The sequence below is a fragment of the Roseateles saccharophilus genome, from assembly GCF_004342485.1.
GTDB lineage: Bacteria > Pseudomonadota > Gammaproteobacteria > Burkholderiales > Burkholderiaceae_C > Pelomonas > Pelomonas saccharophila.
Map to the genome: position 1 here is coordinate 37,210 of NZ_SMBU01000021.1, position 24,998 is coordinate 62,207.

Sequence of the window (24,998 nt, forward strand, 5' to 3'; positions counted from 1 at the left end):
GATGAAGATCAGAACAAGAGTTTTCGTGGTGGCAGCCGGGGCCGTTGCCGCCGTGTTGGCGGTGGCAGCCGCCGTGACGCTGGGCAAGGCCGCCGACAAGCCGGCCGCCGCCAAGCCGCCTCCACTCGTCAGCACCGCGCCGGCCGTCGTGCGCGACCTGCCGATCCAGTTCGATGCGCAGGGCCACCTCGTGCCGCTGCAGCAGGTGGACGTGCGGCCGCAAGCCACCGGCACTATCCGCGCCATCCACTTCAAGGAGGGCGAGGAGGTCAAGGCCGGCCAGCTGATGTTCACGCTGGACGCCAGCGACGTGGCCGCGCAACTCAGCAAGGCCCGGGCCGCAGCCGCGCAAGTGCAGGCACAGCTCGACGAGGCGCAGCGCGACCTGGCCCGCTCGCGCCAGCTCGCCCGGGACAATTTCTATTCGGCCAGCGTCGTCGATGCGGCCGAGGGAAAGGTCGAGTCGCTGCGCGCCCAGCTCGACGCGATGCATGCCGACATCGACGGCAGCCGCGTGCTGGTGGACCGCACCCGCGTCGTCGCGCCGATGGCGGGCCTGACCGGCGCGCTGTCCGTCCACCCCGGCAGCCTGGCGCAGCAGGGCGCGACGACGCCGCTGGTCAACGTCGTGCAGATGGACCCCATCGGCGTGGAGTTCACGCTGCCCGAGGCCGAACTGCCGACGCTGCTGTCGGCACGCGCGACGGGTGCGGTCACGGTGGCGCTGACCGCACCGGATGGCTCGACCGTCGAAGGCCGGCTGGTCTTCATCAACAACAGCGTCGACACGGCCACCGGCACCATCGGCCTGAAAGCCGCCTTCCCGAACACCCGCCGGCTGTTGTGGCCCGGCTCGTTCGCCAAGCTGCGCGTGACGGCGGGTGTCGACCACGGTGCACTGACGCTGGCGCCGCAGAGCGTGCTCGAAGGTCCCGACGGGCGCTTCGTCTATGTGCTCGACGGCGCCGGCGCCAGGGTGGCGGTCAAGCCCGTCAAGCTGCTGCGCATCCAGGATCAGCTCGCGGTCGTCGCGGGCCTCGCGGGCGGCGAGCGCGTCGTCACCGAAGGCCAGCAGGGCCTGAAGGACGGCATGGCGGTGAGGTTGGCGAAATGAGCCTCTCCGAAGCCTGCCTGCGCCGCCCCGTCGCGACGCTGCTGTTCTGGATCAGCGCCGTCACCGCCGGCTTCATCGCCTGGCTGAACCTGCCGATCTCGGCGCTGCCGCGCTACGACACGCCCGTCATCCAGGTTACGGCCAACTTGGCCGGCGCCAGCCCCGACAACCTCGCCGCCTCGGTAGCCACCCCGCTGGAAAAGCAGTTCTCCTCGATCCCCGGGCTGCTCACGACGAGCTCGACCAGCATGCAGGGGCAGACCAAGATCACCCTGGAGTTCGACGAAAGCCGCAGCATTGACGCCGCCGCGGCCGACGTGCAGGCCGCGCTGTTCCGCGCCGGCCGCCAGCTGCCGGCGGAGATGCGCACGCCGCCCTCCTACAGCAAGGTGAACCCGGCGGACGCGCCCATCCTGCTCGTGGCCCTGAGCTCGCCGACGCTGGCCTTCTCCGCGCTGAACGCCTTCAGCGACAACCTCATCGTGCCGGCCCTGTCCACCATCAACGGCGTGGCCCAGGTGCAGGTGTCGGGGCAGAAGCGCTATGCGGTGCGCATCCAGGCCGACCCGGCGCGCCTGGCCGCGCTGGACCTGACGCTGGACGAGGTGGCCGCCGCGCTGCAGACCGCCAACTCCGCCACGCCCACCGGCCAGCTCGACAACCCACGCCAGACGCTGACGGTGCAGATGAGCGGCGACCTGATGAAGGCCGCGGACTTCGCCAAGGTGGCCGTGGCCAGCCGCCAGGGCCGCAGCGTGCGCCTGTCCGATGTGGCCAGCGTGATGGACAGCATCGAGAACGTCCAGAACATGAGCGACGTCAACGGGCGGCCCTCCATCCTGCTGAGCGTCAGCCGCCAGCCCGGCGCCAACACGGTGGCCGTGGTCGACGCCATCCGCGCCATGCTGCCGCGCCTGCAGGCGCAGCTGCCGCAGTCCGTGTCAGTGCAGCTGCTGAGCGACCGCTCCGTCTCCATCCGCAACGCCATCCACGACGTCAACCTGACCATCGTGCTGACCGTGGCGCTGGTGGTGCTGGTGATCCTGCTGTTCCTGCGCCGCGCGGCAGCCACCTTCATCCCGTCGCTCAGCGTGCCGATCTCGCTGTTCGCCACCTTCGGCCTGATGTACGGGCTGGATCAGAGCCTGGACAACATCTCGCTGCTGGGCCTGACCATCGCCGTCGGCCTCGTCGTGGACGACGCCATCGTCGTGCTCGAGGCCATCATCAGCCACATCGAGCGCGGCGATTCGCCGGTCGCCGCCGCGGTAGCCGGCGCGCGCGACGTGGGCTTCACGGTGATGTCGATCTCGGTGTCGCTGGTGGCGGTGTTCATCCCGATCTTCTTCATGCCCGGCGTCGTCGGCCGGCTGTTCCACGAGTTCGCCGTCGTCGTGTCCATCGCGATCCTGGTGTCGGCGGTCGTGTCGCTCACGCTGATCCCGATGCTGGTGCCGATGCTGATGAGCCCCGAGTCGCTGCACCGCCCCGAGCCGGGCTGGAGCAAGCTGTTCGAGCGGGCCTTCGAGCGCTCGCTGGCCGCCTATATGCGCGCGCTGGACGTCGCCCTCGCCCACCGCAACTTCGTGCTGCTCGTCGGCGCGGCCACCGTGGCGGCCACCGCCTGGCTTTACCTTACGGCGCCCAAGGGATTCTTTCCGCAGGAGGACATCGGGCAGCTCGTCGCCAACGTCGACACGCCCCAGGACATGTCCTATGCCGGGCGCCTCGTCGTCGTGCGCCGGCTGCAGGCCATCGTGATGGCCGACGCCAGCGTGGCCGGCGTGGCGACCAAGGTCGACCACGACACCAGCCAGCTCACCATCGACCTGAAGGAGCGCGGCCGGCGCCCCGAGCTGCCGGCCGTGCTCGCGCAATTGCGCAAGGCCACGAGCGGCATCCCCGGCATCCGCGTGTTCTTCAGCCCCGTCCAGAACCTGCGTGTGGGCGGGCGCAGCTCCAAGAGCACCTACCAATACACCTTGCAGGCGATCAGCGCGCTGGCGCTGGACCAGTGGGCCGACAAGCTGGTGAACCGGCTGCGTGCGTCCGACGTGCTGATCGGCGTGAACAGCGACTACCAGAAGAACAGCCTGGAGGCCCGGGTCGACGTGGACCGCGACAAGGCGGCGCAGTTCGACGTGGACCTGAGCGCCATCCGCACTTCGCTGTACTCGGCCTTCGGCAGCCGCCAGGTGTCCACCATCCGCGCGCCCGAGGACAGCTACCAGGTCATCCTCGAAGTGGCCGACGAGGCCCGTCGCGACGAGAGCGACATCCTCGGCCTCGAAGTGCGCAGCCGGGCAGGCCGGCGCGTGCCGCTGGGCGCCTTCGCGACGGTGACGCGCGGCAAGGGCACCATCGCCGTCAACCACGAGGCGCAGCTGCCGTCGGTCACGCTGTCCTTCGACCTCGCGCCGGGCAGATCGCTCTCCGACGCCGCCGCGGCCATCCATGCCGCCGAGGCCGAGCTGCATCTGCCCATCACCGTGTTCGGCGCCTTCAGCGGCCAGGCGGCGCTCTACCAGCAGTCGCAGACGGCGCAGCTGTGGCTGATCCTCGCCGCCGTCGCCGTCATCTACGTCATCCTCGGCATGCTGTACGAAAGCTGGGTGCACCCGCTGACCATCCTGCTGGGCATCCCGTCCGCGGCGGTGGGCGCGCTGCTGGCACTGAGGCTGATGGGCATGGAGCTGAGCTTCATCGCGATGATCGGCGTGCTGCTGCTGATCGGCATCGTGAAGAAGAACGCCATCATGATGATCGACTACGCCATCTCGGCGCGGCGCGACGAGGGCCTGCCGGCCGTCGAAGCCATCCGCCAGGCCTGCCGGCAGCGCTTTCGCCCCATCATGATGACGACGCTGTGCGCGCTGATGGGCGTGCTGCCCATCGCGCTGGGCCTGGGCGCCGGCGCCGAGCTGCGCCAGCCGCTGGGCGTGGCCATCGTCGGCGGCCTGCTGCTGTCGCAGCTGATCACGCTCTTCATCACGCCGGTGCTCTACCTGCTGTTCGACCGCGCCGGGGCTCAATCCAGCGTCGACAAGCGCCTGAGTTCCTCGGCACGCTCCTGCGCGTTCAGCGGCAGGTAGCCGAGCGCCCCATCGGCGATGAGCTGCTGGCCCTCGGAGGACAGCAGCAGGCGCAGCAGTTCGCGCGCCAGCGGGTCGACGCGCCGCGTGGCCGGGTCGGTGCGCAGGTAGATCAGCAGGTGGCGGTCCAGCGGGTAGCGGCCGGAGACGATGTCCTCGGGCGTGCCGGCGAATGCGGGCCCGCCGTCCTGCGTCGACAGCGGCACGGGGCGCACGCCCGGCACGCCGCGGTTCAGCGACCCGAAGCCCAGCGCCAATGGGTCGGCCGCGACGCAGGCGACCGCGTCGCGCGATTGCACGAAGCCGCGCAGGCCCGGCGCGAAGGACGCGAGGCCCAGTCGGCGCAGCATCAGCGCACCCAGCGCCGTCACGGGCGCCATGCCGCAGAGGTGGATGGGGCGTTTGGCCCACTCCCCTGCAAGGCCGAGCGGGCCCCAGCTCGTCACCTCGCCCGAAAACACCCGCGCCAGCTGCGCCAGGCTCAGGCTGGCGACCGGGTTGCGCGCATCGACGAAGACGCCCAGGGGCGCGGACAGCGCCGCCGGGTTCAGCGAATCGTGCGCGACTCGAAAAGGCAGCGGCACGCCGCCGCCGGTCAGCCTCGCGTAATCGGCCAGCTCGGCGGCGGAGAACTCCGCGCCCATCGGCGCGAACAGCGAGATGCCGCGCGCCAGCGCCTGTGGTGCGGTGCGGGTGCCCTTGAGGACCAGCTCGAAGCGGGCCTCGGGATGCGCGCGCTGGAACAGCGCCGTGATGGCGGCCAGCATGTCCTGCATGTCGTTGTAGCCGACGATGCGGACCGCACCGTCGGCGTTCAGATAGGGCGCCGGCTCGGCCGCCACGCCCGGGCCACCGGCGAGCAGGGCCAGCGCGGCCACCAGCAAGCGGCGCCGGCCGTGCATGTTCAAGCGACGAAGGCGCAGGCCGATGCCGGCGTGCGCGTGTCCATGTTGCGGCCCCGGTTGAGGTGGTCGTCCGCCTCGGTGGCGCAACCCAGCATGCGCGGGTACAGGAAGATCGTGAATGCGGCCGTTTCCAGCTCGCGTGCGCCGATGCGGCCCTGCGCCAGCGGCTGCCACAGCATCTTCAGCAGCAGCGCGGCGATCACCGCGTCGATGTTGACGCAGTAGACGTTGCGCGAGACGCCGGCGTCGAACAACTCCTGCACCAGCGCGCGGTAGAACTGGTGGAACACATTGGCCTCGCCGCGCTGCTCGAACAGCCTGGCGATGAAGACCTCGCGAGGGTCGTGGTTGACGGGCTTGTCCTTGAACACCGGGTGGTTCACGCCGGGCAGCTTGGCGATGTCCAGGCTGCCCGCGCCCTTCCTGTCGGCCTTGTACTGGGCATACCGGGCCACCGCGCGCCGGGCCATGGCCTGCAGGTCGAGGCCGTGGTCGACAGCCGCCGGGTCCGCGAGGCCGCTGCCCTCGAACTGCTCGCACAGGAAGGCGATGCCCTCGTAGCCATTGCCGCCATGCGCGTAGCCGGTGTGGCTCAGGAAGCCCAGCAAAGCCTTGTTGAGCTGCACGCGCCCGGGCTGCTCCGGGCCATCGGCAGAGACCGCACCCTTCGCGCCTTGCGCCGAGATGGCACCGGGGCCGTTGGTCAGCAGCAGGCCCACCAGCGTCTGGAACGCGAACAGATCGCCCTCGTCCGGCCGCGAGCCCAGCAGCGCGGCGAAGGCGATCTCGCCCAGGCTCGTGCGGCCCAGCAGCTCGGCGTCGGCGATGCCGCAGAAGGCGCCCGGCTCGTGCCGGCTCGCGTCGGCGGAAGCACCGATCAGCGTGCCGAACAGCTGCAGCCACCACGGGATGCTCTCGGCCGTGGCGCGCGAGATGCGCTTGCGCGACAGCGGCCCCCAGGCCAGCGTGGCGGAGATCGCGGCCAGCACGGCCGCTTCGGTCGGGTGGCCGGGCTGGCTGCGCAGCCAGCGCAGAAAGACCGAGCGTGCGCCGTGGGCCTGCACGCCCGCCAGCAGGCGCTCAGCCTGCGGGTCGGGGCGGTCGCTGCTCAGGCCGGCCAGGCCCCTGGCATCGACCTTGGCGATGTCGAAGCTCTCGGACAGCGACGCACCGAACTCGTTGCCCAGCCCCGCCGCGTGAAAGCCTTCGATCAGCCCGCGCAGCGCCTCGCGCGCCGCCTGCTGGCGCCTGGGGCCGACGATGGCGGCGGCCGCCGCCAGCACCGCATTGGGCGCGTTGCCCGCCTCGCGGCTGGCCTGGGCCGCAGCCAGCTCGGGCCTGCCGTGCAGGTTGACGTAGGCCGCGATGACAGGGGCGATCAGCCTGCGGTCGTTCTCGCCGCCCGCGTCGTGCAGCAGGGCCAGCGCCACGTTGGACTCCAGCGGCAGCGTGGCCGCCATCAGCATGCTGCTGCCGTGCAGGCTGCTGACCTGCGTCTTCGCGTCCATCTGCGACGCGCCGGAGGCGTCCTTCATGTTCTGGCGCGGCACCACGCCGCCGATCTGCCTGTTCAGCAACGCGATCTGCTCGCCATAGGGCGAGACGGCCTGCACCACCGGCAGGCGCAGCGCCTCGGGCAGGTCCAGCCCCTCGTCGGAGCCGAACCAGGGCTTGAGCGCCAGGCTGCCTTCGGGCGCGAAGTCGGGCATCGTCGCGTTGGTGCGCATCACGGCCGTCAACGCGGCGGGGATGTGGGCGATGTTGGTCACCAGCGCGCCCCTGGCCGAGAACACCGGGTTGTCGGGCGTGAAGATGCCGTCCACGCCGAACTTCTCCATGAACCAGCCTTCCTTGGCCTGGGCGTCGTCGTCGCCGCCGGCCATCGCGCCGGCGTGGCCCACGGCGCGCGTGAGCCTGCTCTTCCAGCGCCCTACAACGCAGGCCACCACCGGCTTGGTGAAGTGCGCGTCGTGCTCGTAGTAGCCACCGGGCTCGCAGTACAGCACCGCGGCCTTGCTGCGCGCATCGTTCGCCAGCGCGAACGCGAATTCCGGCGCGGCGTAGTGGATGTAGACATCCTTGCCGCTGGAGATCACCGTGGTCGTGCCCCAGCCGGCCATGCGCAGGTATTGCGCGATGGTGGTGGAGAAGCCGCCCGAGTTGGAGAAGATGGCGATGCTGCCGGGCTTGAGCGAATCGCCCGGTCTGTCGCCACCCAGGGCGCCGCCGATGCGCACCTGGTTCCAGGAATCGGCCGCGCCCAGGCCGTTGGCGCCGAAGATGTCGATGCCGTGTTGCTGCCCCATCGCACGGATCTCGCGCGCATCGTGCACCGAGATCTTCTCGGTGATGATGAAGATCTTGCGCAGCTCGGGGTTCACGCGGATCAGCTCGGCCACGCCGTCGCGCGCCGCGGATGGTGGCAGGTAGACCACGCCGCAGTTGAAGCGGTGCCCGGCGGCCAGCGCGTCGCGCACGTTGTTGTAGACGGGGATGTCGCCGACCGGGGTTGGCAGCACCGCCCCGCCCTTGCCGGGTGCGGTGCCGCAGACCACGTTGCCGCCCGAGTAGGCGTGGCTCACCGGCGTAACCTCGCTGGACTCGCCGCCCAGGATGTTGAGCACGCAGACCCGGTCCTCGCGCGAGGCGACCTGCATCAGCGAGCTGATGCCGACGTGGTATTTGAAATCGCCAACGCCCGGGCGTTGCAGGATGCTCTGCATGTCGCTTCTCCTTCGTGGTCAGGCGACGTCGAGGCCGAGACGGGTCGCGATCTGCTGGCGGCCGCCGGCCTGCATCCAGGCATCCACCTGTTTCGCGAACTGGATCACCTCGCTCATGTCGGAGTCGAAGCCGAACAGCCGGTACGGCAGGCCCAGCGCGTCGCAGGTGTCGCGCAGCGCGCCCATGCCGCGCACCAGGTTCGGCCCGCCGCGGCCCAGCACCACGTACAGCGGCGTGGGGCCGTGCTGGCTGAAGTGCTCGCGCAGCGCATCCGCCATCGCGCGCAGCGTCTCGAAGATGTCGGTGTTGTTGCTCTTGCCGCCGATGATGAAGAGCACATTGGCCTGCCTCAGCCAGTGCCTGAAGCAGATGCGCGCCACCTCCTTCATCTTCCCGTAGGGCGGGTTGCCGCCGAAGTCGGAGCTGATGATGGCCGCGTCGCCCAGCATCTCGGTCACCAGCGAATTGGCGCCGCCGCCGAAGGTGGGCGCCAGCACCGTGCCCTTGTCGTTGATGACGTAGACGTCGCTCTGGCCCTGGTGGGTGCGCAGCGTGTTGATCTCCTGCTCGAAGGCCGAGTAGTCGGCCGCGAACAGGTGGGCGGGCAGCTTCAGGCGCAGCCAGCGCGGGTCGTCACGGTCGAAGCCGCACTTGAAGTCGCAGGCCACGGGCGTGAGGCGGCCCTTGCCGTCGGGCCGCATGCGGATGGGGTTGAGCTCCAGCGTCGTCATGCCGAAGTTGTGGAACAGCTCCCACAGCTTGGGCAGGTGCTGCACCAGCGGCGAAATGATCTCCCGGGGCGCGCCGATCTCGGTCAACGCATTCGCCACCACGAAGGACTTCAGGCCCGTCAGCGGGTCGAACGGCAGCTGGGCCACTTGCCGCTTGTCCAGCTCCTCGATGTCCATGCCGCCCATGTGCGTGAGCGTCATCGTCGGCGCGCGGAAGTGGGTGGAATCGCTGATCGAGAAATACACCTCGTGCTCGGCCGGCACGCCGGCCTCGAAGGTCACGCCGTTGGCCTTGGCCCGGTTGTGGCCCACCTGGTGCTCGGCGAAGTACAGGCGCTCCTTCTCGGCCAGTGCGGTCTGCAGGTCACGCGCCCTGCCGAGCAGGCCGGCCTTGCCCTTCTTGCCGATGCCGCCCTTGAAGACCGGCTTGACGAACAGCAGGCCGTGCCTGTCGAGCATGGCCTTGATCTCTTCTTCGCTGGCGCCCGGGCCGAGCACCTCGGGCACCGGAAAGCCGACGAATTCGAGCAGCCGGGCACCGTGCTGCATGCCGGTAATTTGCATGGGAATGCTCCTCGCCCCTGGGGGGCGCCCCTGCAGGACAGGGAGGCCGGCCCCGCGCCCTTGCGCGGGGCAAAACGGGCCGCTTGTCAGTCCAGCTTCTTCAGCTCTTCCTTGACGACCTCGGGCAGCAGCGGAATGAAGACCCGCTCTTCCGCCACCACCTGCTGGCCCTCCTGGCTCAGCACGAGCTTCAGGAATTCCTTGACCTTGGGCTCCAGCGGCTTGCCGGGCACCTTGTTGACGTAGATGTAGACGTAGCGGCTGAACGGGTACTTGTGCTGGTAGACGTTCTCGGTCGTCGGCGCATAGCAGCTACCACCCTGCTTCGTCGAGAGGTTGAGCACCTTGACGTTGGGCGTCACGTTGGCCAGCAGCGCGTAGGTCAGGCCGGCCGGGTGCGTGGCCATCTCCTCGGCAACGACGGTAAAGACGTGCTTGAAGCCCTTGCCCTTCATGAACTGGATGTTGTCCTTGTACTCGCCGCCGTCCATGGCGACGGCCTTGAAGTACTGTTCGATGCCGTTGACCGGTTTCAGCCCGTACAGGTGAATGGGCTTGGCGGCCCACGCGCCGGTCGCGCCGACATCGCCCCAGGTGTTGACTTCCCTGTAGCCGAGCTTGCGCGTCTTGGAGTAGATGGCATCGAGCTGAGGCAGGCTCAGGCAGTCGATCGGGTTGTCCTTGTCGACGAGGATCACGCTCGCGGCCGTCTTGCCCAGCGAGCCGACGCTGCCGGTCGCGACCTTGATCTCCAGCGGCTCGTAGCCGAACTTGTCGACGAAGGCCTTGCGCTCGGCGGGAAACATCTCACGGCCGACCGGCGCAAGCTGGCCCTTGCCCGACACGAGGCCGGGGCCACCTGCGCCGGAGGCGCGCAGGTCCAGCGTCAGCGACAGGCGTGGGTACTGCTTGCGGTAGATCTTGGCCCAGCCCAGCACGACTTCATCCATGATGTCCGCGCCGACGATGGGTAGCTCTTCCTCGGGCTCGCTGGCGACCGGGCCCGGGTTCCAATTCGGGATCGACGGGTCGGCCTTCAGCGAATGTTCCGGGGCCGCGTATTTCAGGGCCTGGGCGGGAACGCCCCAGAGCGTGAGGATCGCGGCGGCCAGGCCAGCTTGCAGGGCAAGGGTTTTTTTCATCGGTTTGTCTCCAAGGTTGATGGGGTGGCGATGCCTGGAGGTTAGGGATCGCGACTGAAAACGTTCTGAACGGCGTCTGAAAGTGGGTTCAGAAATCGAACTTGCCGCTGAACTTGATGCTGCGGTCCATGCCGATTCCCAGCGTGCCGGTGCCGATCGAGTTCCAGTACCGACGGTTCGCGACGTTGTCCACCGAGACGTTGAAGGACGCCGGCTTGCCACCGATTCGCGTCGCATAGCTCGCCCCGAGGTCGTAGAGCGCATATCCCGGCAGATAGCCTTGATCCTGCGCGTTGAGCGGCCGCTTGGAGATCAGCTTGGCGACCGCGCGCAGCGTCAGGCCCTTCAACTGCGGCATCGCGTACGAGACGCCGACATTGCCGCTCCAGTCCGGCGTGTTCTCCGGCACCTTGCCATCGATCAGCGGCTGCTTGGGCGAGTCCTGCCGCGCATGCAGGCGCTGCACGGCGCCCGTGAAGCGCAGGTCGCGTGTGGCGTCGAAGGAGGCCGTCGACTCGAATCCCTTGTAAGTGAGGTCGCCGCTGTAGGCAAAGATGTTGGTGACGGGATCCGTCACGGCGTTGCCGCGCACGATGTCGAAGTAGGAGGCGCTGAGGGTCAGCCCCCAGATGTCGCTGACCCTAACCCCGAGCTCCTTCTGCTTGGACGTCGCCGGCGCCAGCGTGACATTGGCATTGGCCGCGTTGGCCGGCGCCGTGCCACCCGCCTCGAGGCCCTGCATGACGCTCGCGAACAAGGTCACATGAGGCAGCACGTCATAGAGCGCGCCGTAGGCCGGCGAATGCACCCGGCTGCTGCTCTCGGTGAGGCCGACCTTCTCGGTGTCATGCACCGCACGAAGGCCCATCAGCAGCTTCAGGGGCCTGGCGACGCTGAGCGTGTCGTAGAAGTAGAGCCCTTCGTCCGTGCTGATCTGCGCCGGGTTGGCGGTGCCCGGCTTGGTGTAGACCGGAGCGGCCAGCTCGATGGGGTCGAAGATGTTCTGCCGCTGCGGCAGCGTGAGGTTCTGGACGTCCTTGGCCAGCGAGTACCGCGAGGTGCGAGACATGCCGACCGTCAGGTCGTGCTCGACGGACCAGGTGTCGAAATGCCCGCGCAGCTCGGCGCGGGTGAAGTGATTCCCGTATTCGTTGGTGACGGGCTGCACCGTGACGACGCCGTTCGCGCCGGTCACGAGGTCGTAGCCACCGATCCGCACCGTCGTGCGGTGCCGGGAGGAACTGGAGTAGCCCGACTGGACCAGCAGCTTCCAGTTGTCCGACAGCAGATAGTCCAGCCGCCCCTGGTAGTTGTAGGTCTCGGGGTTGTACCAATCCCAGCGGCCGGACAACAGCCGGCGCGGGTCGAGCACGCGCGGCAGCGGCACGACGCCGTTGACGGCCGGCTTCAGCGAGATGCCGGCCTGCTCGGGAATGTGGCGGCTGTAGTACTCGAAGTCGCCCTGGACGGTCAGCCGCGACGTCACGCGAAAGTCCAATCCGAGGCTGGCGAACTCGCCACGACCACCCATGTTGCGGATGCCGTTCTCGATGTGCATGGCCGAGGCATTGAAGCGCAGGCCGAACTCGCGGTTCTCTCCGAACCGGCGGCCCAGATCCACGTTGGTGCTGTACTGGCCGAAGGCGTTGCCCGCAAAGCCCACCGAGGTCACGTCGCGGTTGCCGGCGCGCTTGGGTATGAAGTTGATGATGCCCGCCGGGCTCGCGATGCCGAACATCAGTGCATTGGCGCCCTTGAGCGTCTCGACGCGCACCTTGTTCTCGACCGGGTTGGTGATGACGCCGGTCACCGGCAGGCCGCCATCGAGGCGGTAATTGGCGAACAGGTTGAGCTTGATGCCGCGGATTGCGAACGCATCGTTGGTCGTACCCGCCGAGTTGGTGGCAACGACTCCGGCCACGTTCTTGATCGCGTCGGTGTAGCCCTCCTGGGCCTGGCTCAGGGTCGCGCCCGAGGCGACCTCCTTGGTCATGGGCATGCTGGGCGCCTTTTCCAGCTCCTTCAGCTCCTCCCTCAGCCGCTCGTCCTGCGAAGGACTGGGTGAGGCCGGCTGCCCCTGTTGATCGTCCGCATGGGCAAGCGGGAATGCCGCAAGGATTGCCAGTGCCAAGCTGGCCTGGGTTGCTTTCATCGTCGTCTCCGTTGTAGTTTTTGAAGCGGGCCTGTTCGTCGGGGAGCAGGCCAGCATCGGCGCGTCGGCCGTGCCTCAGCGAACGAGGGCGCGCGCCGCGTCGGCCTGGTTGGCGCGCAGCGGCACATAGCGCGCGTGGTCGAGCACAACCTGCTGGCCTTCCCGGCTCAGCACGAACTTGATGAACTCTTCGAGCACGGACGGCAAGGGCTTGCCGGGCGCCTTGTTGAGGTTGAAGTAGGTCAGCCGGCTCAGCGGGTAGGTGGCCAGCGCGACGTTCTCGTAGGTCGGGGCCTGGGGAACGTCGCCCTCCTTCTCGACCAGCGGCACGAGCTTGACCGGCGCGTCGGTGTAGGCCATGCCGGAGTAGCCGATGCTGTAGCGATCGCTGGCGACGTCCTTGGCCATCGGGAAGACCAGCTTCTCGAACTTGATGCCGTCGCGCCATTCGCCCCGCTTGCCGTCGGCGCTCAGCACCCGCTGGCGGATGAATTCCTCGAAGCCGTTCCAGGGCTTGATGCCATACAGGTTGATGGGCTTGTCGGCCCACTCGCCGGTCAGCCCGAGCTCGCCCCAGGTCGTGATCGCGCTTCCGCCGCGCGCGTGGGTGGACGAGTACAGCTGGTCGAGCTGCTTGAAGGTGATGGCCTCGATCGGGTTGTCCTTGTTGACAAAGAACGCCACGGTGTCGAGCGCGCCGAAGTGGCGGTAGGAGCCGCCGGAGATCGGCACGCTGAGCGGGTCGTAGCCGAACTTGGCCTTGAACTTGGAGATGTCGTCGGGCTTGAGCTCGCGCGACACGAAGACGAAGTCCAGGTCGCCCTTGATCAGTTCGATGGCGCCGAGGCTGCCGGCATAGGGCGGCGCGATCGACAGGTGGGCGTTGGGGTAGTAGCCGTGGAACTTCTCCATCCACTTCTGCGCGAGCACCACCATCACGTCGGACGCGGCGCCCTTGAAAGTGCCGCTGATCCTGATGTCCTTCCGCGGCTGATAGCTCGGCAGGCGCTGGTCGATCCGGGGCTGCAGGATCTCGGGCTCGGGCAGGTCGCGGCCGTGCTGGCGGCCCTGCTCGGCCTGCTCCTCGGTCTGCTTGGGGTTGGTGGCCAGCACGGGCGTCACCCAGGTCATCATCGGCGTCGTGGCGCCGCTGCCGGTCTGGGCCTGCGCCGGGGTGAACGCCGTGAACGCGGTGGCGGCAAGCGCTGCCGCGCCAACCAGGGTCAGCTTCCTATTCATCGTTTGTCTCCGTTATCGTTGTGGAGGGGTCAATTCAGCTTGGCCAGCTCTTCCCGCACTTCCCGCGCGGTCAGCGGGTAGTAGCCGGAGCAGGGAACGGGTTCCTGGCCCTGGCGGCTCAGCACATAGCGCAGAAATTCCTTGACCACGGCCGGGATGGGCCGGCCCGGCTGGCGGTCGAAGCGGATGTACATGTAGCGCGTCAGCGGGTACTGGCCGGTTGCGGCGCTCTCGGGCGTGCCGGCCACGGCGGGGCTGACCGCATCGCGCGCCAGCGGCACGGCCTTCAGGCCAGGCCCGCCATCCTCGAAGCCACCGAAGCCCATTGCTCCCGCGTCGGCTGCAATGGCCTTGGCGGTGTCCGCGACGGAAGCCTCGTGCACGCTCCCGGCCCAGGGCCCGCCGCGCAGCACCATGATCTGCATCGACATCGCGTTGGGCGTCACATGCGGCGGCACATCCAGCGTGATGGGCCTGTCGGCCCATTCGCCGCCGAGGCCGAGCTGGCCCCAGCGCGTGATCGTCGGCGACTTGCCGAAGATGGCGGCGAGCTGCGCCAGCGTCAGTTGCTGGATCGGGTTGGCCGCGTTGACGAACACCGCCTGCGCGGTGGTGCGCTGCTGGGTGTCGAAGCCGCCGCGCGCGACGCGGATCTCCAGCGGCGCGCGCCCGCCGCGCAGCGTCGCGAACGCCGCGGCCTCGTCGGGCCAGAGCTCCCGGCCCATGGGCGCGATGTCCGTCTCGCCGGCCATCAGCGCATGGAAGCCGTTCAGGGTGCCGAGATGCTCCCAGCGATCGCCGGGGCGCACGCCGGGCTGCAGCGCGCGGAAGTCGCGCAGCCAGCCGTCCATCAGCGACTTCATGCCATCGCTGCCGACGCTGCTCAGCGCGCCGTGCACGCCGGCGTGCGCCCTGTAGACGGGCAGGCCGGGGTCGAGCGCCGCGCGGTAGCCGGCCAGCTTGGCCAGCTCCGCATCGGCTTCGCCGGCCGGCAGCGGCGCAAAGCCCGGCTGGCTGGCGACCAGCGCCTGGCCGGCCGGGCTGAGCGCGAAGCGCACGAAGCCGTCGACCGCCAGCGGCACCGGCGTGTCCGGGCGCCTGTTGAATGCCAGGAAGACCGGTTGGCCGTTCAACAGCGCGACGCGGGCCAGCTCCGGGGACTTCATCATGTCGCCGTGGAACTGGTGGGCGTAGGGCGCCAGCTCGATGGTGAGCGGCATGCGCGTCATCGGTGCCACGTCGGCGCGCTCGAACATCAGCGCGCCGATGGCGGCCGCGTCGTCCACGTGCTGCCAGCGCGGGCCGCGAACGAAGCCGCCCTGCCCTTGCGCGAGGCCCCGCATCCAGGCGTCCATCAGCGGCGCCATCGCACCGGCGCCGATGCTGGAGACGGAGAGCTTCTTCTCGGCAGCAGGCGTTGCCGCCGACGCGCCGCCGACCACCAGCGCCGCACAGAGGGGAATCAGCGCGAGCTTCATGGGTCGATCTCGTCGAGCGGCTTGGCGGGGTCGATGCGCGCCTGCAGGTCGTCGCGCAGCGCCATGGCGCGGGCCGTCAGCGCCTTGGTGTCTTCCTTGCCCGAATAGGCATAGCCGACGTTCATCGTGCCGATCGCAGCGCCGCTGCGGTCGTGCAGCGCCAGGTCGACGCCGAAGCGCTTGCCGCCCGAATAGACGCCGGTGTTGGGCTCCCTGCTGTCCATCACCTTGGCGTCGTCGGCGTCGGCCTTCTTGCCGTGGCGCCCGAAGGTTGAACCCAGCAGCACCAGCTCGCCATGGCTGCGCGCGCGCAGCGCCAGCACGGTCACGTCGGGGTGGCGCAGCAGCGCCTCGTCGACCAGCGTCTGCGCGCGGGACTTGGTCGTCACCAGCGGCTCGTAGGGATAGGGTTCCATCAGGTTGGCGACGTTCAGGATGCGGCGCGAGAGCCCGTCGCGGATCGCCGTCGCATTGCGCTCGAACTCGGCGCGCGAGCCGCCCACCGGCAGCCGCCACACCAGGCCCAGCGCGCCGACGGTGGCGCCGCCAACGTCGCGCAGCGGCAGCTCCACCTCGATGCGCTTCTTGCCCTGATCCATCGCGACACGCGTCATGCCGGTGGCAACGACGTCGAGGTCATGCTCGTCCGCCGGGGCGCCGATGCGCCCGATGCTGGACGCGATGATGATGTTGCCGGCCGCCTTGGGCGACGCGGCATGCACCACCACCGCACGCAGGTCGGGGTACTGGGCCACGGTGCGATCCACCAGTTCCTGGGCATAGGTCTTCACCGGCGTCGGCTGCTGCGCCTGCGCCGTGAATGCGGCGGCCATCAGGGCCGCGGCCAAGAGGGATGTCTTGTTCATGGGTCTCCTCGCTTGGGTTCGAGTCCGGCTCTAGTCGTGCAGCGGCGCGGGGCGCCACTTGGCAAGGCGGTTCTCCACCAGCGTCATCAGGTACTCGGCCGCGAGGGCGACGACCATGATGATGACGATGGCGGCGTACATGCCGGCCGCGTCGAACGAGCCCTTGGCGATGTTGATCAGCAGGCCGATGCCATAGCGTGCACCGACGAACTCGCCGACGATGGCGCCGACGATGGCGAAGCCGAAGCTGACGTGCAGCGACGCGAAGATCCAGCTCATCGCCGACGGGATGACGACGGAGCGCGTCAGCTGCCAGCCCTTGGCGCCCAGGATCTGCGCGTTGGCCAGCAGGTTGCGGTCGGCTTCGCGCACGCCCTGGAAGGCGTTCGAGAACACGACGAAGAACACCATCACGAACGACAGCGCCACCTTGGAGGTGAGGCCGAGGCCGAACACCATGATGAAGATCGGGGCCAGCACGACGCGCGGCACCGAGTTGATCAGCTTGATGTAGACCGAGAACACGTCGGCCAGCATGCGGTTGCGGCCCAGCGCGATGCCGGCGAGGATGCCCGCGATGGACCCGACGCCGAAGCCGAGCAGGGACTCCTCCATCGTCACCCAGAGGTGATACCAGAGCGAGCCTTCGGCGGTGCCTTCGGTGATCCAGGTCCACAGCCGCGCCCAGATGTCGGAGGGCTTGGAGAAGAAGAACTCGTCGATGACCTTGGTGGACGACAGGAGCTCCCAGCCGCCGAGGAAGACGACGAGGATGAACCAGCGCCAGAAGTTCACCGTATAGCGTCGCTTGGTAGCGGCGCGCGCGGCGGCGGCTTCGATCTCGGCCTCGGAGGTGCCGCGTGCGTGCGCGGCGGTAATGGTGGTTGACATGGTGCTGCTCATGGCGTTGTCGTTCATGCCGCGACCCTGGCCTCGTCGCGCGAGGCACCGCGCAGGACTTCGGCGCGCAGGTCGTTCCAGATGGTGTGCGAGATGTCGATGAACTTCTGCTCGTAGCGGATCTCGGCGGCGACGCGCGGGCGCGGGATGTCGATGGGGTAGACCGACTTCACGGTGGCCGGGCCGGAGGTCAGCACGTAGACCTTGTCCGCCAGCGTGATGGCCTCCTCGAGGTCGTGCGTGACGAACACCACCGAGGCCTTGGACTGCGACCACAGGCTCAACAGCTCGTCGTGCATCAGCACGCGGGTCTGCACGTCCAGCGCCGAGAAGGGTTCGTCCATCAGCAGGATCTGCGGTCCGTTGATGAAGGTCTGCGCCAGCGCGACGCGCTTGCGCATGCCGCCGGAGAGCTGGTGCGGGTACTTGGCCTCGTGGCCGGACAGGTTGACCCGCGCCAGCCAGTGACGCGCGCTCTCGTAGGCCTCGGCCTTGGGAACACCGCGGAACAGCGGGCCGGCCACGACGTTGTCGATGACGCTGCGCCAGGGGAACAGCGCATCGGTCTGGAACGCGAAGCCGATGCGCGGGTCGATGCCGTCGACCGGTCCGCCGAACAGGCGCACCTCGCCGGCCGACGGCGCGGCCAGCCCGGTGATCAGGTTCAGCGTGGTCGACTTGCCGCAGCCGGTCGGCCCGACGACCGCGACGAACTCGCCGCGCTCGACGGTCATCGTGAAATCGCGCAGCGCCGTCATCGACTTTCCGTCCGGCGCCACGAAGCGCCGCGTCACGTTGATCAGCTCGATGGCCGGGCTGCTGTCTGCGGTGCCGGCCATGATCACTTCACCTTCGACACGAACTCGGTCGTGTAGGTCTTGGCGAGGTCGACCTTCTTGCCCTTGAGGTTGGGAGAGAAGGCCGACAGCACCGACAGCACGGTCTCGGGGCCGCCCTGGGGCATCACACCGTTGGCGGTGAACATGCCCTTGCCCTGGTCGAGCGCCTTGACGTAGCCGGCCTGGTCGCCCACGTAGAAGTCCTTTGGCATGTTGGCGGCGATCTCGGCGGCGCTGTGGCTGTTGATGTAGCGCAGCGTCTTGACGAAGGCGTTGGTCAGCTTCTGCACCGTCGGCTTGTTCTTCTCGATCCAATCGTTGCTCATGTAGAGCGACGCGGCCGGATAGGTGCCGCCCAGGGCTTCCTTGGTCTTCTCGGCCGTGCGCAGGTCGACCAGCACGCGGGCCTCGCCGGTCTTGAGCAGGCGCGAGATCGTCGGCTCGGTGGTCATGCCGCCCTGGATCTTGTCCTGCTGCATCGCTGCGATGAAGGTGGTGCCGGCGCCAACGGGCAGCGACGTGAACTCGCCGAGCTTCACGCCCGCCTTGACCATCAGGAACTGGGTCAGGAAGTTCGTCGACGAGCCCAGGCCCGTGACGCCCAGCGTCTTGCCCTTCATGTCGGCCATGCCCTTGGCCTGCGGGTACTTGCTGGACACCAGCTCGACCTCGCCCGGCGCATGGCTGAACTGCACGACCGACTGGATGAACTTGCCCTTGGACTGCATGTCGATGCAGTGGTCGTAGAAGCCGACCACGCCCTGGACCGCGCCGGTGAGCAGCTCGTTCTCGGCATCGACGCCGGAGCCCTCGTTCAGCAGCTCGACGTCCAGGCCCTCTTCCTTGAAGTAGCCCAGGCGCTCGGCGAGCTTGGCGGGGAGGTAGATGATCTTTTCGTAGCCGCCGACCATCAGCGTGATCTTCTCGGCGTGGGCCGCGGGCGCAGCGGCCATCAGCGCGCCGACCAGGCTGGCGCACAGCAGGAGTTTGTGTTTGGCGTTCATCGCAGTCTGTCTCCGGTTCGAGGTGTTGCTCGTGCGGCGTCCAATGCCGGACACGATGACTCGAACCTTAGGAGCGCGACCTGACTGCTGGGTGAACTCTTCCTGAAAGTGCGTTCAGGCGGATGCCGCGGCGCCGGCCTCAACCCGCCGAGGTCGGGATCTCGATGACGACGCGCAGGCCTCGCCCGACGTCGCGGCTGGTCGCCCAGATGCGGCCCTTGTGCATCGTCACGATGCTGCGCGAGATCGGCAGCCCCAGGCCGCTGCCGCGCGGGTCGGAACTCTCCGCGCCCAGGCGCACGAAGCGATCGAAGATGCGCTCGCAGTCTTCGGCGCTCAGGCCCGGGCCTTCGTCCACCAGGCTGATGCGCCACAGGCCGTCGGCCAGTGTCGAGGCGAGGCTGACGAGGCTGCCCCGCGGCGACACCTTGAGCGCGTTGGTCAGCACGTTCAGCAGCACCTGGCGGATGCGCTTGGCGTCGATGTCCACGCTGCCGTCGCCGTGGTGCGACCACTCGAAGCGCTTGCCGTCGTGCTCGGCGAGCGCGGCGGCGTCCTGCGCAAAGGCGCCCAGCAGTTGTTCGGGCCGCTGGGGCTTCAGGTCGACCAGCACGGCTCCTGCATCCGCGCGCGACAGGAACAGCAGCTCGTCGATGATGCGATTGACGCGCCCGATCTCCTCGAGCTGCACGACGATGGACTCCTTCTGGACCGCCGAGAGGCCGTCGTCCACGAGCAGCCTCTCCATGTGCAGCCTGACGAGCGACAGCGGCGTCTTCAGCTCGTGCGAGGCCTCGGCAGCGAAGTGCCGGATTTCGGAAAACGATCGCTCCAACCGGTCGAACATCTGGTTCAGGAAACGCGCCAGCTGCGAGAGTTCGTCCTGCACATCGGCCACGGGAATGCGCTCGGCGAGGTTGTCGGAGCGGATGCGCAGCGCGGTCGCCTGGATCACGCGCACCGGCTTCAGGATGAGCTCGCTGAGCCCGTAGCCGATGACGACGCTCAACACGAGCGCCGTCCCCAGCAGGCCGAAGAAGACGCGCCGGTAGCCTCCCATGAGGTCGAGCACGGGCGCCATCGGCGTTGCGATCAGGACGTCGAAGGGCTGCAGGCTGTACTCGCCGACGCGCACCTCGCCGAGGCCCTCGACCGTGATCGAGTAGGTCTTCTCGCCGATGAGGTCGGGAATGGCCATGCCGTGCAGGTTGTGCGACTTGAAGAAGCGGTTCGTCATCGGCCCGTGCATGTCCACGTAGAACATCGACGACGCCGATTCGGTCGCCTCGCGGATGCGCTCATCGATGACCTGGGGCGTCAGGCTCGCGTAGTCCCGCCCCAGCGTGGCCGCTAGGTGCTTGAACTGGGTCTCGGTCAGCTCGTCGAGCTGCTTCACGAGATAGCGCTCGAGCAGGTAGTGGCCCGCGATGAACAGGCAGGCCAGCGTCGCGGTCAGCGTGATGGCGTACCAGAGCGTGATGCGGCTGCCGATGGACTTCATGGCCGCGGATGGTAGTGAAACTGCGCTCACGCAGGCTGAACGGTTTTTCAGAATCGAGACAGGCAGCGTACAGGGTGGGTTCCCAGAATCCGCCGCGCACACCCCCTCAACGTCCACCCAGGAGACAAAGCATGAAGAAGCTGTTCGGATGCGCGCTGCTTGCAGCCGCCACCCTTGCCCTCAGCACCGGCGCATGGGCCGCCGACAAGAACTGGACGGCCCCGGCCCACAAGATCTACGGCCAGAAGCTGTCCGACGAAACGATGGCCAAGCACCCCGAGCTGCTCAGCGTCACGCTGCACGGCAACCCGCCCGGCCTGACCGAGACCTACACGATGTTCGCCGGCTCCTTCCCCGAGCGCGTCGGCAACCCCGACGACCCGGACGACATCGACGTCATCAAGAAGGGCATCACCATCGTCGATCCGCGCTGGAAGCGCGTGAAGGACAACCCGAAGAAGGTCGTGATCCTGATGCCGATGCGCGATGCGCAGGGCGAGAACATCGGCCTGGTCGTCTATGCCTTCAAGAACCCGCCGGCCAACCCGCACACGAGCGAGCAGGAGATCGCCTACCTGAAGAAGGCCACGGTGCTGCGCGACGCGCTGGCCAAGCAGATCCCGTCCTACGACGCGCTGTTCGACGCCGCCAAGTAAGGCCACCCGCAGGAGTTCGCAGATGAAGACCTCGATGACCGCGCTCCGCGCCACCGTGCTGGCGGCGCTGGCGGCGCTTCCCTTCGCGGCCGGCGCCGAACCGGCGCTGCGCCTGCTGGGCCGCACCGACTTGCCGACCTACCAGGGCGACTTCGACCACTTCGGCGCCGACGTGAAGGGCAACCGCCTGTTCCTCGCCGGCGAGGACGGCGGCACGCTCGAGGTCTTCGATCTGCGCTCCGGCAAGCACCTCAAGTCCGTGCCCGGCATGGAGACGCCACATGCGATCCACGTCGAGCCGGAGCGCAATCGCCTCGTCGTCAGCAACAGCGGCGACGGCCTCAGCAAGGTGCTCGATGGCCGCAGCTACGCCGTGGTGGATTCCGTCAAGCTCACGCCGGGCGCCGACGTGATGGCCTACGACCCGTCTGCCCGCCAGCTCTGGTTCGTCACCGGTGGCAAGAACGCCACCCAGAAAATGCCCAAGACGGTGCTGTCCCAGGTCGATGCCCGCTCGGGCAAGGTGCTGGGCGAGGTGACGTTCGACACCGATTTCACCGAAGGCGTCGTCGCCGAACAGAAGGGCTCCCGCGTGTTCGTCAACGTCGCGGGCAAGAGCGAGGTCGCGGTGCTCGACAAGAAGACACGCAAACTGCTGGCCACCTGGCCCGTCACGGAAGGCCAGAACAACTCGGCCATCGACCTGGACGAGAAGAACCAGCGCCTCTTCATCATCACGCGCAAGCCCTTCAAGCTGGTCGTCAAGTCCACCACCGGCGGCGAGACGGTCGCCAGCTTCGACGCCCCGCCGCGAACCAACGGCATGACGTTCGACGAAAAGAATCGCCGCATCTATGCGACCGGCGACGGCCATGTCGCGGTGTTCCGCCAGATCGACGCCGACCACTACGAGGAACTGGAGAAGGTCCCCTCCGAGTTCGGTGCGAAGACCTCCTTCCTGGTGCCATCGCAGAACCTGCTGTACGTGGCCGTCGGCGGCTCAGACAAGAGCAAGGCAGGGCTGCTGCGCTTCGAGGTCGTCGGCGAAGCGAGGAAGTGATGGGCATGGCATGACACGGAATCGCTCCGGTTTTCCGCACGACTGCAGTTGAAGCAATGAGCCGCCGGGCAACGCCCCGGCGGCTCATTTTTTTACCGACGTAGCGCCGGCCCCTGTCCACATCACGGCGGCAAAGCCGTCGGCAGACCAGAGATTCATCACCCCATCAAGGCAGACACGAACGGGAGGTTCGGCAGCCATGCATTGATGACCTGCCGTCAGGGCTTCGGCAGCATGCGCTGCAGACTTCGCTCCGTGTGGAGAGTTCCCAGAATCTCCCCGCGCAAAGGAAAACGGGTTGGATGCTTTCGCATCCAACCCGTTGATTCTCTTCTTGTTATTGGTGCGGCTGGCAGGATTCGAACCCACGACCCCTTGGTTCGTAGCCAAGTACTCTATCCAACTGAGCTACAGCCGCTGAAGCCTTACAGCATACCATGGCTTGCCGGGCCCAGCCGGCAAATGCAGAGGCCTTTTGACGCGTCACCCAACGGAAAACGGGTTGGATGCTTTCGCATCCAACCCGTTGATTCTCTTCTTGTTATTGGTGCGGCTGGCAGGATTCGAACCCACGACCCCTTGGTTCGTAGCCAAGTACTCTATCCAACTGAGCTACAGCCGCTGAAGCCTCACAGTATAACCAGTTTTTTCGACTTCGCGCAAGTCTTCGGTTTTTAACCCGATTCAACTCACCCGCGCGGCGGCCTCGAAGCAGTTGGCGCGGCGGGCTTCGTCGCCCTCCTGCTCGGCCAGCGCGGCCAGGGCCAGCCAACTGCGGCGACGCGCGGGGCCGGGCATGCCGGCATCCTCGGCCACCGTCTCGAGCATCAGCCTGGCCTTGCCCCAGAGCTGGCGCTCGGCCAGCGCATGCCCCAGCGCATAGGCCAGCGCGCGCTCGCGCGGGAAGCGGCCCTGCGCCGACTCCAGGCGCTGCAGCCAGTCCGGCCCGCAGCCGGCCAGCACCGGCACCAGGGCGGTGGCGATGGCGGCACGATCGTCGGGCTGCAGTTCGGCAAAGTCGTCGAAGAAGGGGCGCAGCCAGCCACGGCCATCGTCGGGCGCGCCGAGCTGGCCGGCGCATTGCGCGGCCCGCGCGGCGACGAGGGGGTCGCGGCGGTCGGCCGGATCGAGCTGCTGCCAGGTCGAGCGCAACTGGTCGACGTCGCGGGCCGCATCCAGGGCCTCGAAGGCCAGCGAGCGCAGCAAGCCCTGCGCCGCGACCTTGGAGAAGGCCTGGTGCTTGGCCAGCAGCCGGGCCGTACGCAGCGCGTCCAGCGGCTGCTGGGCCAGGCGCGAGGCCTGCAGGCGCAGGCGCAGCGCCTGGGTGCGGCGTGCGACGCCCGGGGCCAGCTCGCTCAGCAGGCCCAGGGCGCGCGCGGCATCGCGGTCGTCCAGCGCCCACTCGGCGGCCATCAGGCGGGCGCCGTCTTCCTGGGCACGCGCGCCGCCGGCGCGGCGGGCCAGCTCCAGGGCGCGGCTGAGCTGTTCGTCGCGGTGGCGGCGGTCCTGCAGGCGGTGGGCGCTGGCCGCGGCCAGCAGATGGGCCAGGGCCATGAAGGATTGGTCGGCCGCCAGCTCGGGCGTGGCGGACTGGATGTTCAGCGCCTTCTGCGCCGCCTTCTGCGCGCGACTGAAGCGGGCCCCGAAGAGCTCGACCAGGGCCTCGCGCAGCGCCAGCTGGGCGCTGCGCTCGCGCTGGGCCAGGCGCCATTCGCGGGCGCGCCTCGGCAGGGTCGTCAGCGCCTCGAAGGCCTGGATGGCCGTGACAAGGGCGAAGCAGCCAGCCGCCAGCAGCAGCAGGAACAGGTTGAGTGAGATATCCACCCGCCAGCCGTTCCAGTAGATGCTGGCGAGACCATCGTTGGCGCCCAGGGTCAGGGCCGCGACGACGGCGACCGCGAACAGCAGCACGAGCCAGATCACGAGCCGCATGTCAGCGCCCCGCCGCAGCGGCGGTCAATGCGGCCAGCGTGTCGTCCGGCCGCGGCACGCTGACCTGGCGGGCCTGGCCGGCCACCTGGCGCAGCAGCTCGGCCACGCTGCTCACCTTGCGCGAGCGGGTGTCGAAGTAGCGGTTCAGCATGTCCTGGCTGTCGCGCAGGTCGCTCTGGGCAGTGTCGAACTGGCGGCTGAGCAGGGCCAGGCGGGCGTTCAGCAGGCGCAGCTTCAGGTTCTCGCGCAGGAAGAAGCTCTGGTCGGGCGAGATCAGCGCGGCCTCCGGGTGGTCGATGCGGGTCACGCGCAGCAGCGTGCGCGCCTCGCCCCAGACGATGCCGGTCCAGCTCGACAGCTGCTGCGTGGCCTGCCACCACCACAGCGCCAGCTTGCCGTCGGCCGCGGCGGCGGCCTGTTCGCGCTGCAGCTTCAGCGCGTGCTCGCGCTCCCTGGCCGCGGCGGCACCGCTGTGCTCGTCGCGCGGGTGGGGCGCCGCTTCGCTGCCCGAGACCAGCGGCAGCTCGTCGGCCATGCGCACGACCTCGTCGAGCTTGATCGTCAGCGTCGACACGTCGACGACGGCGACGGCCTTGACGCGGTCTAGGTCGCGCGCGACGGCGCGGCGCACGCCCTCCATGCGCGGCTGCTTGTAGCGCAACAGGCGCTCGTCGGCCTGCTTCAGCGTCGCCACCAGGGGCTCGGCGCTGCCGGTGATCTGGCTCTGCTGCAGGGCCACGCGGATGGCGGATTCGATGTCGCCGACGACGTTCTCGTCCCGCGAGCGGGACATGGACTGGATCAGCTCCTCCAGTTGGCCGCGCTGCAGGGCCACTTCGGCCATGCGGGCATCCAGCAGCGAGACCTTGGCGGCGGTGTCGCGCACCAGCTCAGCGGACTGCTTGGCGGCCAGCTGCGCCTCGGTCGCCCGGGCCTGGCTGGCTTCCTGGCGGCGCACCAGTTCCTGCTCCAGCGACTGCTGGCGCGACAGGCTCTGCCAGGACAGCAGCACGCACAGCAGCACGGCGGCGCCCATCAGGGCCAGCAGCCAGGGCAGCCAGGCCGGCAGGGTCGGGTTGGAAGGGGGCGGCGGGGCCAC

General features: G+C 68.5%; 18 protein-coding genes and 2 tRNA genes. 4 read left to right on the plus strand and 16 right to left on the minus strand.

Annotated elements, in window-relative coordinates; genetic code table 11:
* Nucleotides 1-28: 28 nt before the first annotated feature.
* Nucleotides 29-1,114 carry an efflux RND transporter periplasmic adaptor subunit gene (locus tag EV671_RS16630; protein ID WP_207911183.1) on the plus strand — a complete coding sequence of 362 codons (1,086 nt, stop codon included), beginning with the start codon at nt 29-31 and terminating at the stop codon, nt 1,112-1,114.
* The gene (locus EV671_RS16635; RefSeq protein ID WP_132573750.1) at nt 1,111-4,206 is read left to right on the plus strand and encodes an efflux RND transporter permease subunit; all 3,096 of its coding nucleotides are present in this window, start codon (nt 1,111-1,113) and stop codon (nt 4,204-4,206) included. Before EV671_RS16630 ends, EV671_RS16635 begins: the two co-directional genes overlap by 4 nt.
* Here the strand turns inward: EV671_RS16635 and EV671_RS16640 are convergent.
* From EV671_RS16640 to EV671_RS16695, 12 genes are all read right to left on the minus strand, one after another.
* The gene (locus tag EV671_RS16640; protein WP_243655776.1) at nt 4,143-5,108 is read right to left on the minus strand and encodes a PstS family phosphate ABC transporter substrate-binding protein; all 966 of its coding nucleotides are present in this window, start codon (nt 5,106-5,108) and stop codon (nt 4,143-4,145) included. The genes EV671_RS16635 and EV671_RS16640 overlap by 64 nt on opposite strands.
* 2 nt (nt 5,109-5,110) lie before the next feature.
* Nucleotides 5,111-7,834 carry a CoA-binding protein gene (locus tag EV671_RS16645; RefSeq protein ID WP_132573754.1) on the minus strand — a complete coding sequence of 908 codons (2,724 nt, stop codon included), beginning with the start codon at nt 7,832-7,834 and terminating at the stop codon, nt 5,111-5,113.
* A gap of 18 nt (nt 7,835-7,852) precedes the next feature.
* Complete coding sequence (locus EV671_RS16650; RefSeq protein ID WP_132573756.1) at nt 7,853-9,130, minus strand: ATP citrate lyase citrate-binding domain-containing protein; 1,278 nt, start codon at nt 9,128-9,130, stop codon at nt 7,853-7,855.
* Nucleotides 9,131-9,216: 86 nt separating this feature from the next.
* Nucleotides 9,217-10,272 (minus strand): PstS family phosphate ABC transporter substrate-binding protein, encoded by a 1,056-nt coding sequence (locus tag EV671_RS16655; RefSeq protein ID WP_132573758.1) that lies wholly within the window; start codon nt 10,270-10,272, stop codon nt 9,217-9,219.
* Between the two features lie 88 nt (nt 10,273-10,360).
* Nucleotides 10,361-12,424, minus strand: a complete 2,064-nt coding sequence (locus EV671_RS16660) for a TonB-dependent receptor (RefSeq protein WP_243655772.1) — start codon at nt 12,422-12,424, stop codon at nt 10,361-10,363.
* A gap of 75 nt (nt 12,425-12,499) precedes the next feature.
* Nucleotides 12,500-13,663, minus strand: a complete 1,164-nt coding sequence (locus EV671_RS16665; protein ID WP_132573762.1) for a PstS family phosphate ABC transporter substrate-binding protein — start codon at nt 13,661-13,663, stop codon at nt 12,500-12,502.
* Nucleotides 13,664-13,692: 29 nt separating this feature from the next.
* Entirely contained in the window at nt 13,693-15,141 is a 1,449-nt protein-coding gene (locus tag EV671_RS16670; RefSeq protein WP_132573764.1) for a PstS family phosphate ABC transporter substrate-binding protein, read from the minus strand.
* Complete coding sequence (locus EV671_RS16675; RefSeq protein ID WP_132573766.1) at nt 15,138-16,007, minus strand: hypothetical protein; 870 nt, start codon at nt 16,005-16,007, stop codon at nt 15,138-15,140. The genes EV671_RS16670 and EV671_RS16675 overlap by 4 nt, the downstream gene beginning before the upstream one ends.
* 30 nt (nt 16,008-16,037) lie before the next feature.
* Nucleotides 16,038-16,898, minus strand: coding sequence for an ABC transporter permease (locus EV671_RS16680; RefSeq protein ID WP_207911184.1), 861 nt, complete (start codon nt 16,896-16,898; stop codon nt 16,038-16,040).
* A gap of 23 nt (nt 16,899-16,921) precedes the next feature.
* Complete coding sequence (locus EV671_RS16685; RefSeq protein WP_132573770.1) at nt 16,922-17,746, minus strand: ABC transporter ATP-binding protein; 825 nt, start codon at nt 17,744-17,746, stop codon at nt 16,922-16,924.
* Nucleotides 17,747-17,748: 2 nt separating this feature from the next.
* A complete protein-coding gene (locus EV671_RS16690; protein WP_132573772.1) occupies nt 17,749-18,750 on the minus strand; it encodes an ABC transporter substrate-binding protein in 1,002 nt (333 codons plus the stop codon).
* A 139-nt stretch (nt 18,751-18,889) separates the two neighbouring features.
* Entirely contained in the window at nt 18,890-20,251 is a 1,362-nt protein-coding gene (locus EV671_RS16695; protein ID WP_132573774.1) for a sensor histidine kinase, read from the minus strand.
* Nucleotides 20,252-20,382: 131 nt separating this feature from the next.
* On the opposite strand from EV671_RS16695, the gene EV671_RS16700 reads away from it, so the two are divergent.
* Nucleotides 20,383-20,907: a hypothetical protein gene (locus EV671_RS16700; protein ID WP_132573776.1), complete on the plus strand. Its 525-nt coding sequence runs from the start codon at nt 20,383-20,385 to the stop codon at nt 20,905-20,907.
* A gap of 34 nt (nt 20,908-20,941) precedes the next feature.
* Nucleotides 20,942-21,967, plus strand: coding sequence for a YncE family protein (locus EV671_RS16705; RefSeq protein ID WP_243655773.1), 1,026 nt, complete (start codon nt 20,942-20,944; stop codon nt 21,965-21,967).
* A gap of 341 nt (nt 21,968-22,308) precedes the next feature.
* Here the strand turns inward: EV671_RS16705 and EV671_RS16710 are convergent.
* The 4 genes from EV671_RS16710 to EV671_RS16725 all read right to left on the minus strand — a co-directional run bounded on the left by EV671_RS16710 (nt 22,309) and on the right by EV671_RS16725 (nt 24,998).
* A tRNA-Arg gene (locus tag EV671_RS16710) sits at nt 22,309-22,385 on the minus strand.
* A gap of 127 nt (nt 22,386-22,512) precedes the next feature.
* Nucleotides 22,513-22,589 (minus strand) — tRNA-Arg (locus EV671_RS16715).
* Between the two features lie 62 nt (nt 22,590-22,651).
* Nucleotides 22,652-23,899: a heme biosynthesis HemY N-terminal domain-containing protein gene (locus EV671_RS16720; RefSeq protein ID WP_132573780.1), complete on the minus strand. Its 1,248-nt coding sequence runs from the start codon at nt 23,897-23,899 to the stop codon at nt 22,652-22,654.
* 1 nt (nt 23,900) lies between these two features.
* Nucleotides 23,901-24,998, minus strand: a complete 1,098-nt coding sequence (locus tag EV671_RS16725; RefSeq protein ID WP_243655774.1) for a uroporphyrinogen-III C-methyltransferase — start codon at nt 24,996-24,998, stop codon at nt 23,901-23,903.

What these genes read in the sequence shown, in the direction of transcription:
- EV671_RS16695 (WP_132573774.1), bottom strand. Translation starts at nt 20,251, where the DNA reads ATGAAGTCCATCGGCAGCCGCATCACGCTCTGGTACGCCATCACGCTG.
- EV671_RS16645 (WP_132573754.1), bottom strand. Translation starts at nt 7,834, where the DNA reads ATGCAGAGCATCCTGCAACGCCCGGGCGTTGGCGATTTCAAATACCAC.
- EV671_RS16685 (WP_132573770.1), bottom strand. Translation starts at nt 17,746, where the DNA reads ATGGCCGGCACCGCAGACAGCAGCCCGGCCATCGAGCTGATCAACGTG.
- EV671_RS16640 (WP_243655776.1), bottom strand. Translation starts at nt 5,108, where the DNA reads ATGCACGGCCGGCGCCGCTTGCTGGTGGCCGCGCTGGCCCTGCTCGCC.
- EV671_RS16675 (WP_132573766.1), bottom strand. Translation starts at nt 16,007, where the DNA reads ATGAACAAGACATCCCTCTTGGCCGCGGCCCTGATGGCCGCCGCATTC.
- EV671_RS16635 (WP_132573750.1), top strand. Translation starts at nt 1,111, where the DNA reads ATGAGCCTCTCCGAAGCCTGCCTGCGCCGCCCCGTCGCGACGCTGCTG.
- EV671_RS16660 (WP_243655772.1), bottom strand. Translation starts at nt 12,424, where the DNA reads ATGAAAGCAACCCAGGCCAGCTTGGCACTGGCAATCCTTGCGGCATTC.
- EV671_RS16670 (WP_132573764.1), bottom strand. Translation starts at nt 15,141, where the DNA reads ATGAAGCTCGCGCTGATTCCCCTCTGTGCGGCGCTGGTGGTCGGCGGC.
- EV671_RS16665 (WP_132573762.1), bottom strand. Translation starts at nt 13,663, where the DNA reads ATGAATAGGAAGCTGACCCTGGTTGGCGCGGCAGCGCTTGCCGCCACC.
- EV671_RS16650 (WP_132573756.1), bottom strand. Translation starts at nt 9,130, where the DNA reads ATGCAAATTACCGGCATGCAGCACGGTGCCCGGCTGCTCGAATTCGTC.
- EV671_RS16705 (WP_243655773.1), top strand. Translation starts at nt 20,942, where the DNA reads ATGACCGCGCTCCGCGCCACCGTGCTGGCGGCGCTGGCGGCGCTTCCC.
- EV671_RS16690 (WP_132573772.1), bottom strand. Translation starts at nt 18,750, where the DNA reads ATGAACGCCAAACACAAACTCCTGCTGTGCGCCAGCCTGGTCGGCGCG.
- EV671_RS16680 (WP_207911184.1), bottom strand. Translation starts at nt 16,898, where the DNA reads ATGTCAACCACCATTACCGCCGCGCACGCACGCGGCACCTCCGAGGCC.
- EV671_RS16700 (WP_132573776.1), top strand. Translation starts at nt 20,383, where the DNA reads ATGAAGAAGCTGTTCGGATGCGCGCTGCTTGCAGCCGCCACCCTTGCC.
- EV671_RS16720 (WP_132573780.1), bottom strand. Translation starts at nt 23,899, where the DNA reads ATGCGGCTCGTGATCTGGCTCGTGCTGCTGTTCGCGGTCGCCGTCGTC.
- EV671_RS16655 (WP_132573758.1), bottom strand. Translation starts at nt 10,272, where the DNA reads ATGAAAAAAACCCTTGCCCTGCAAGCTGGCCTGGCCGCCGCGATCCTC.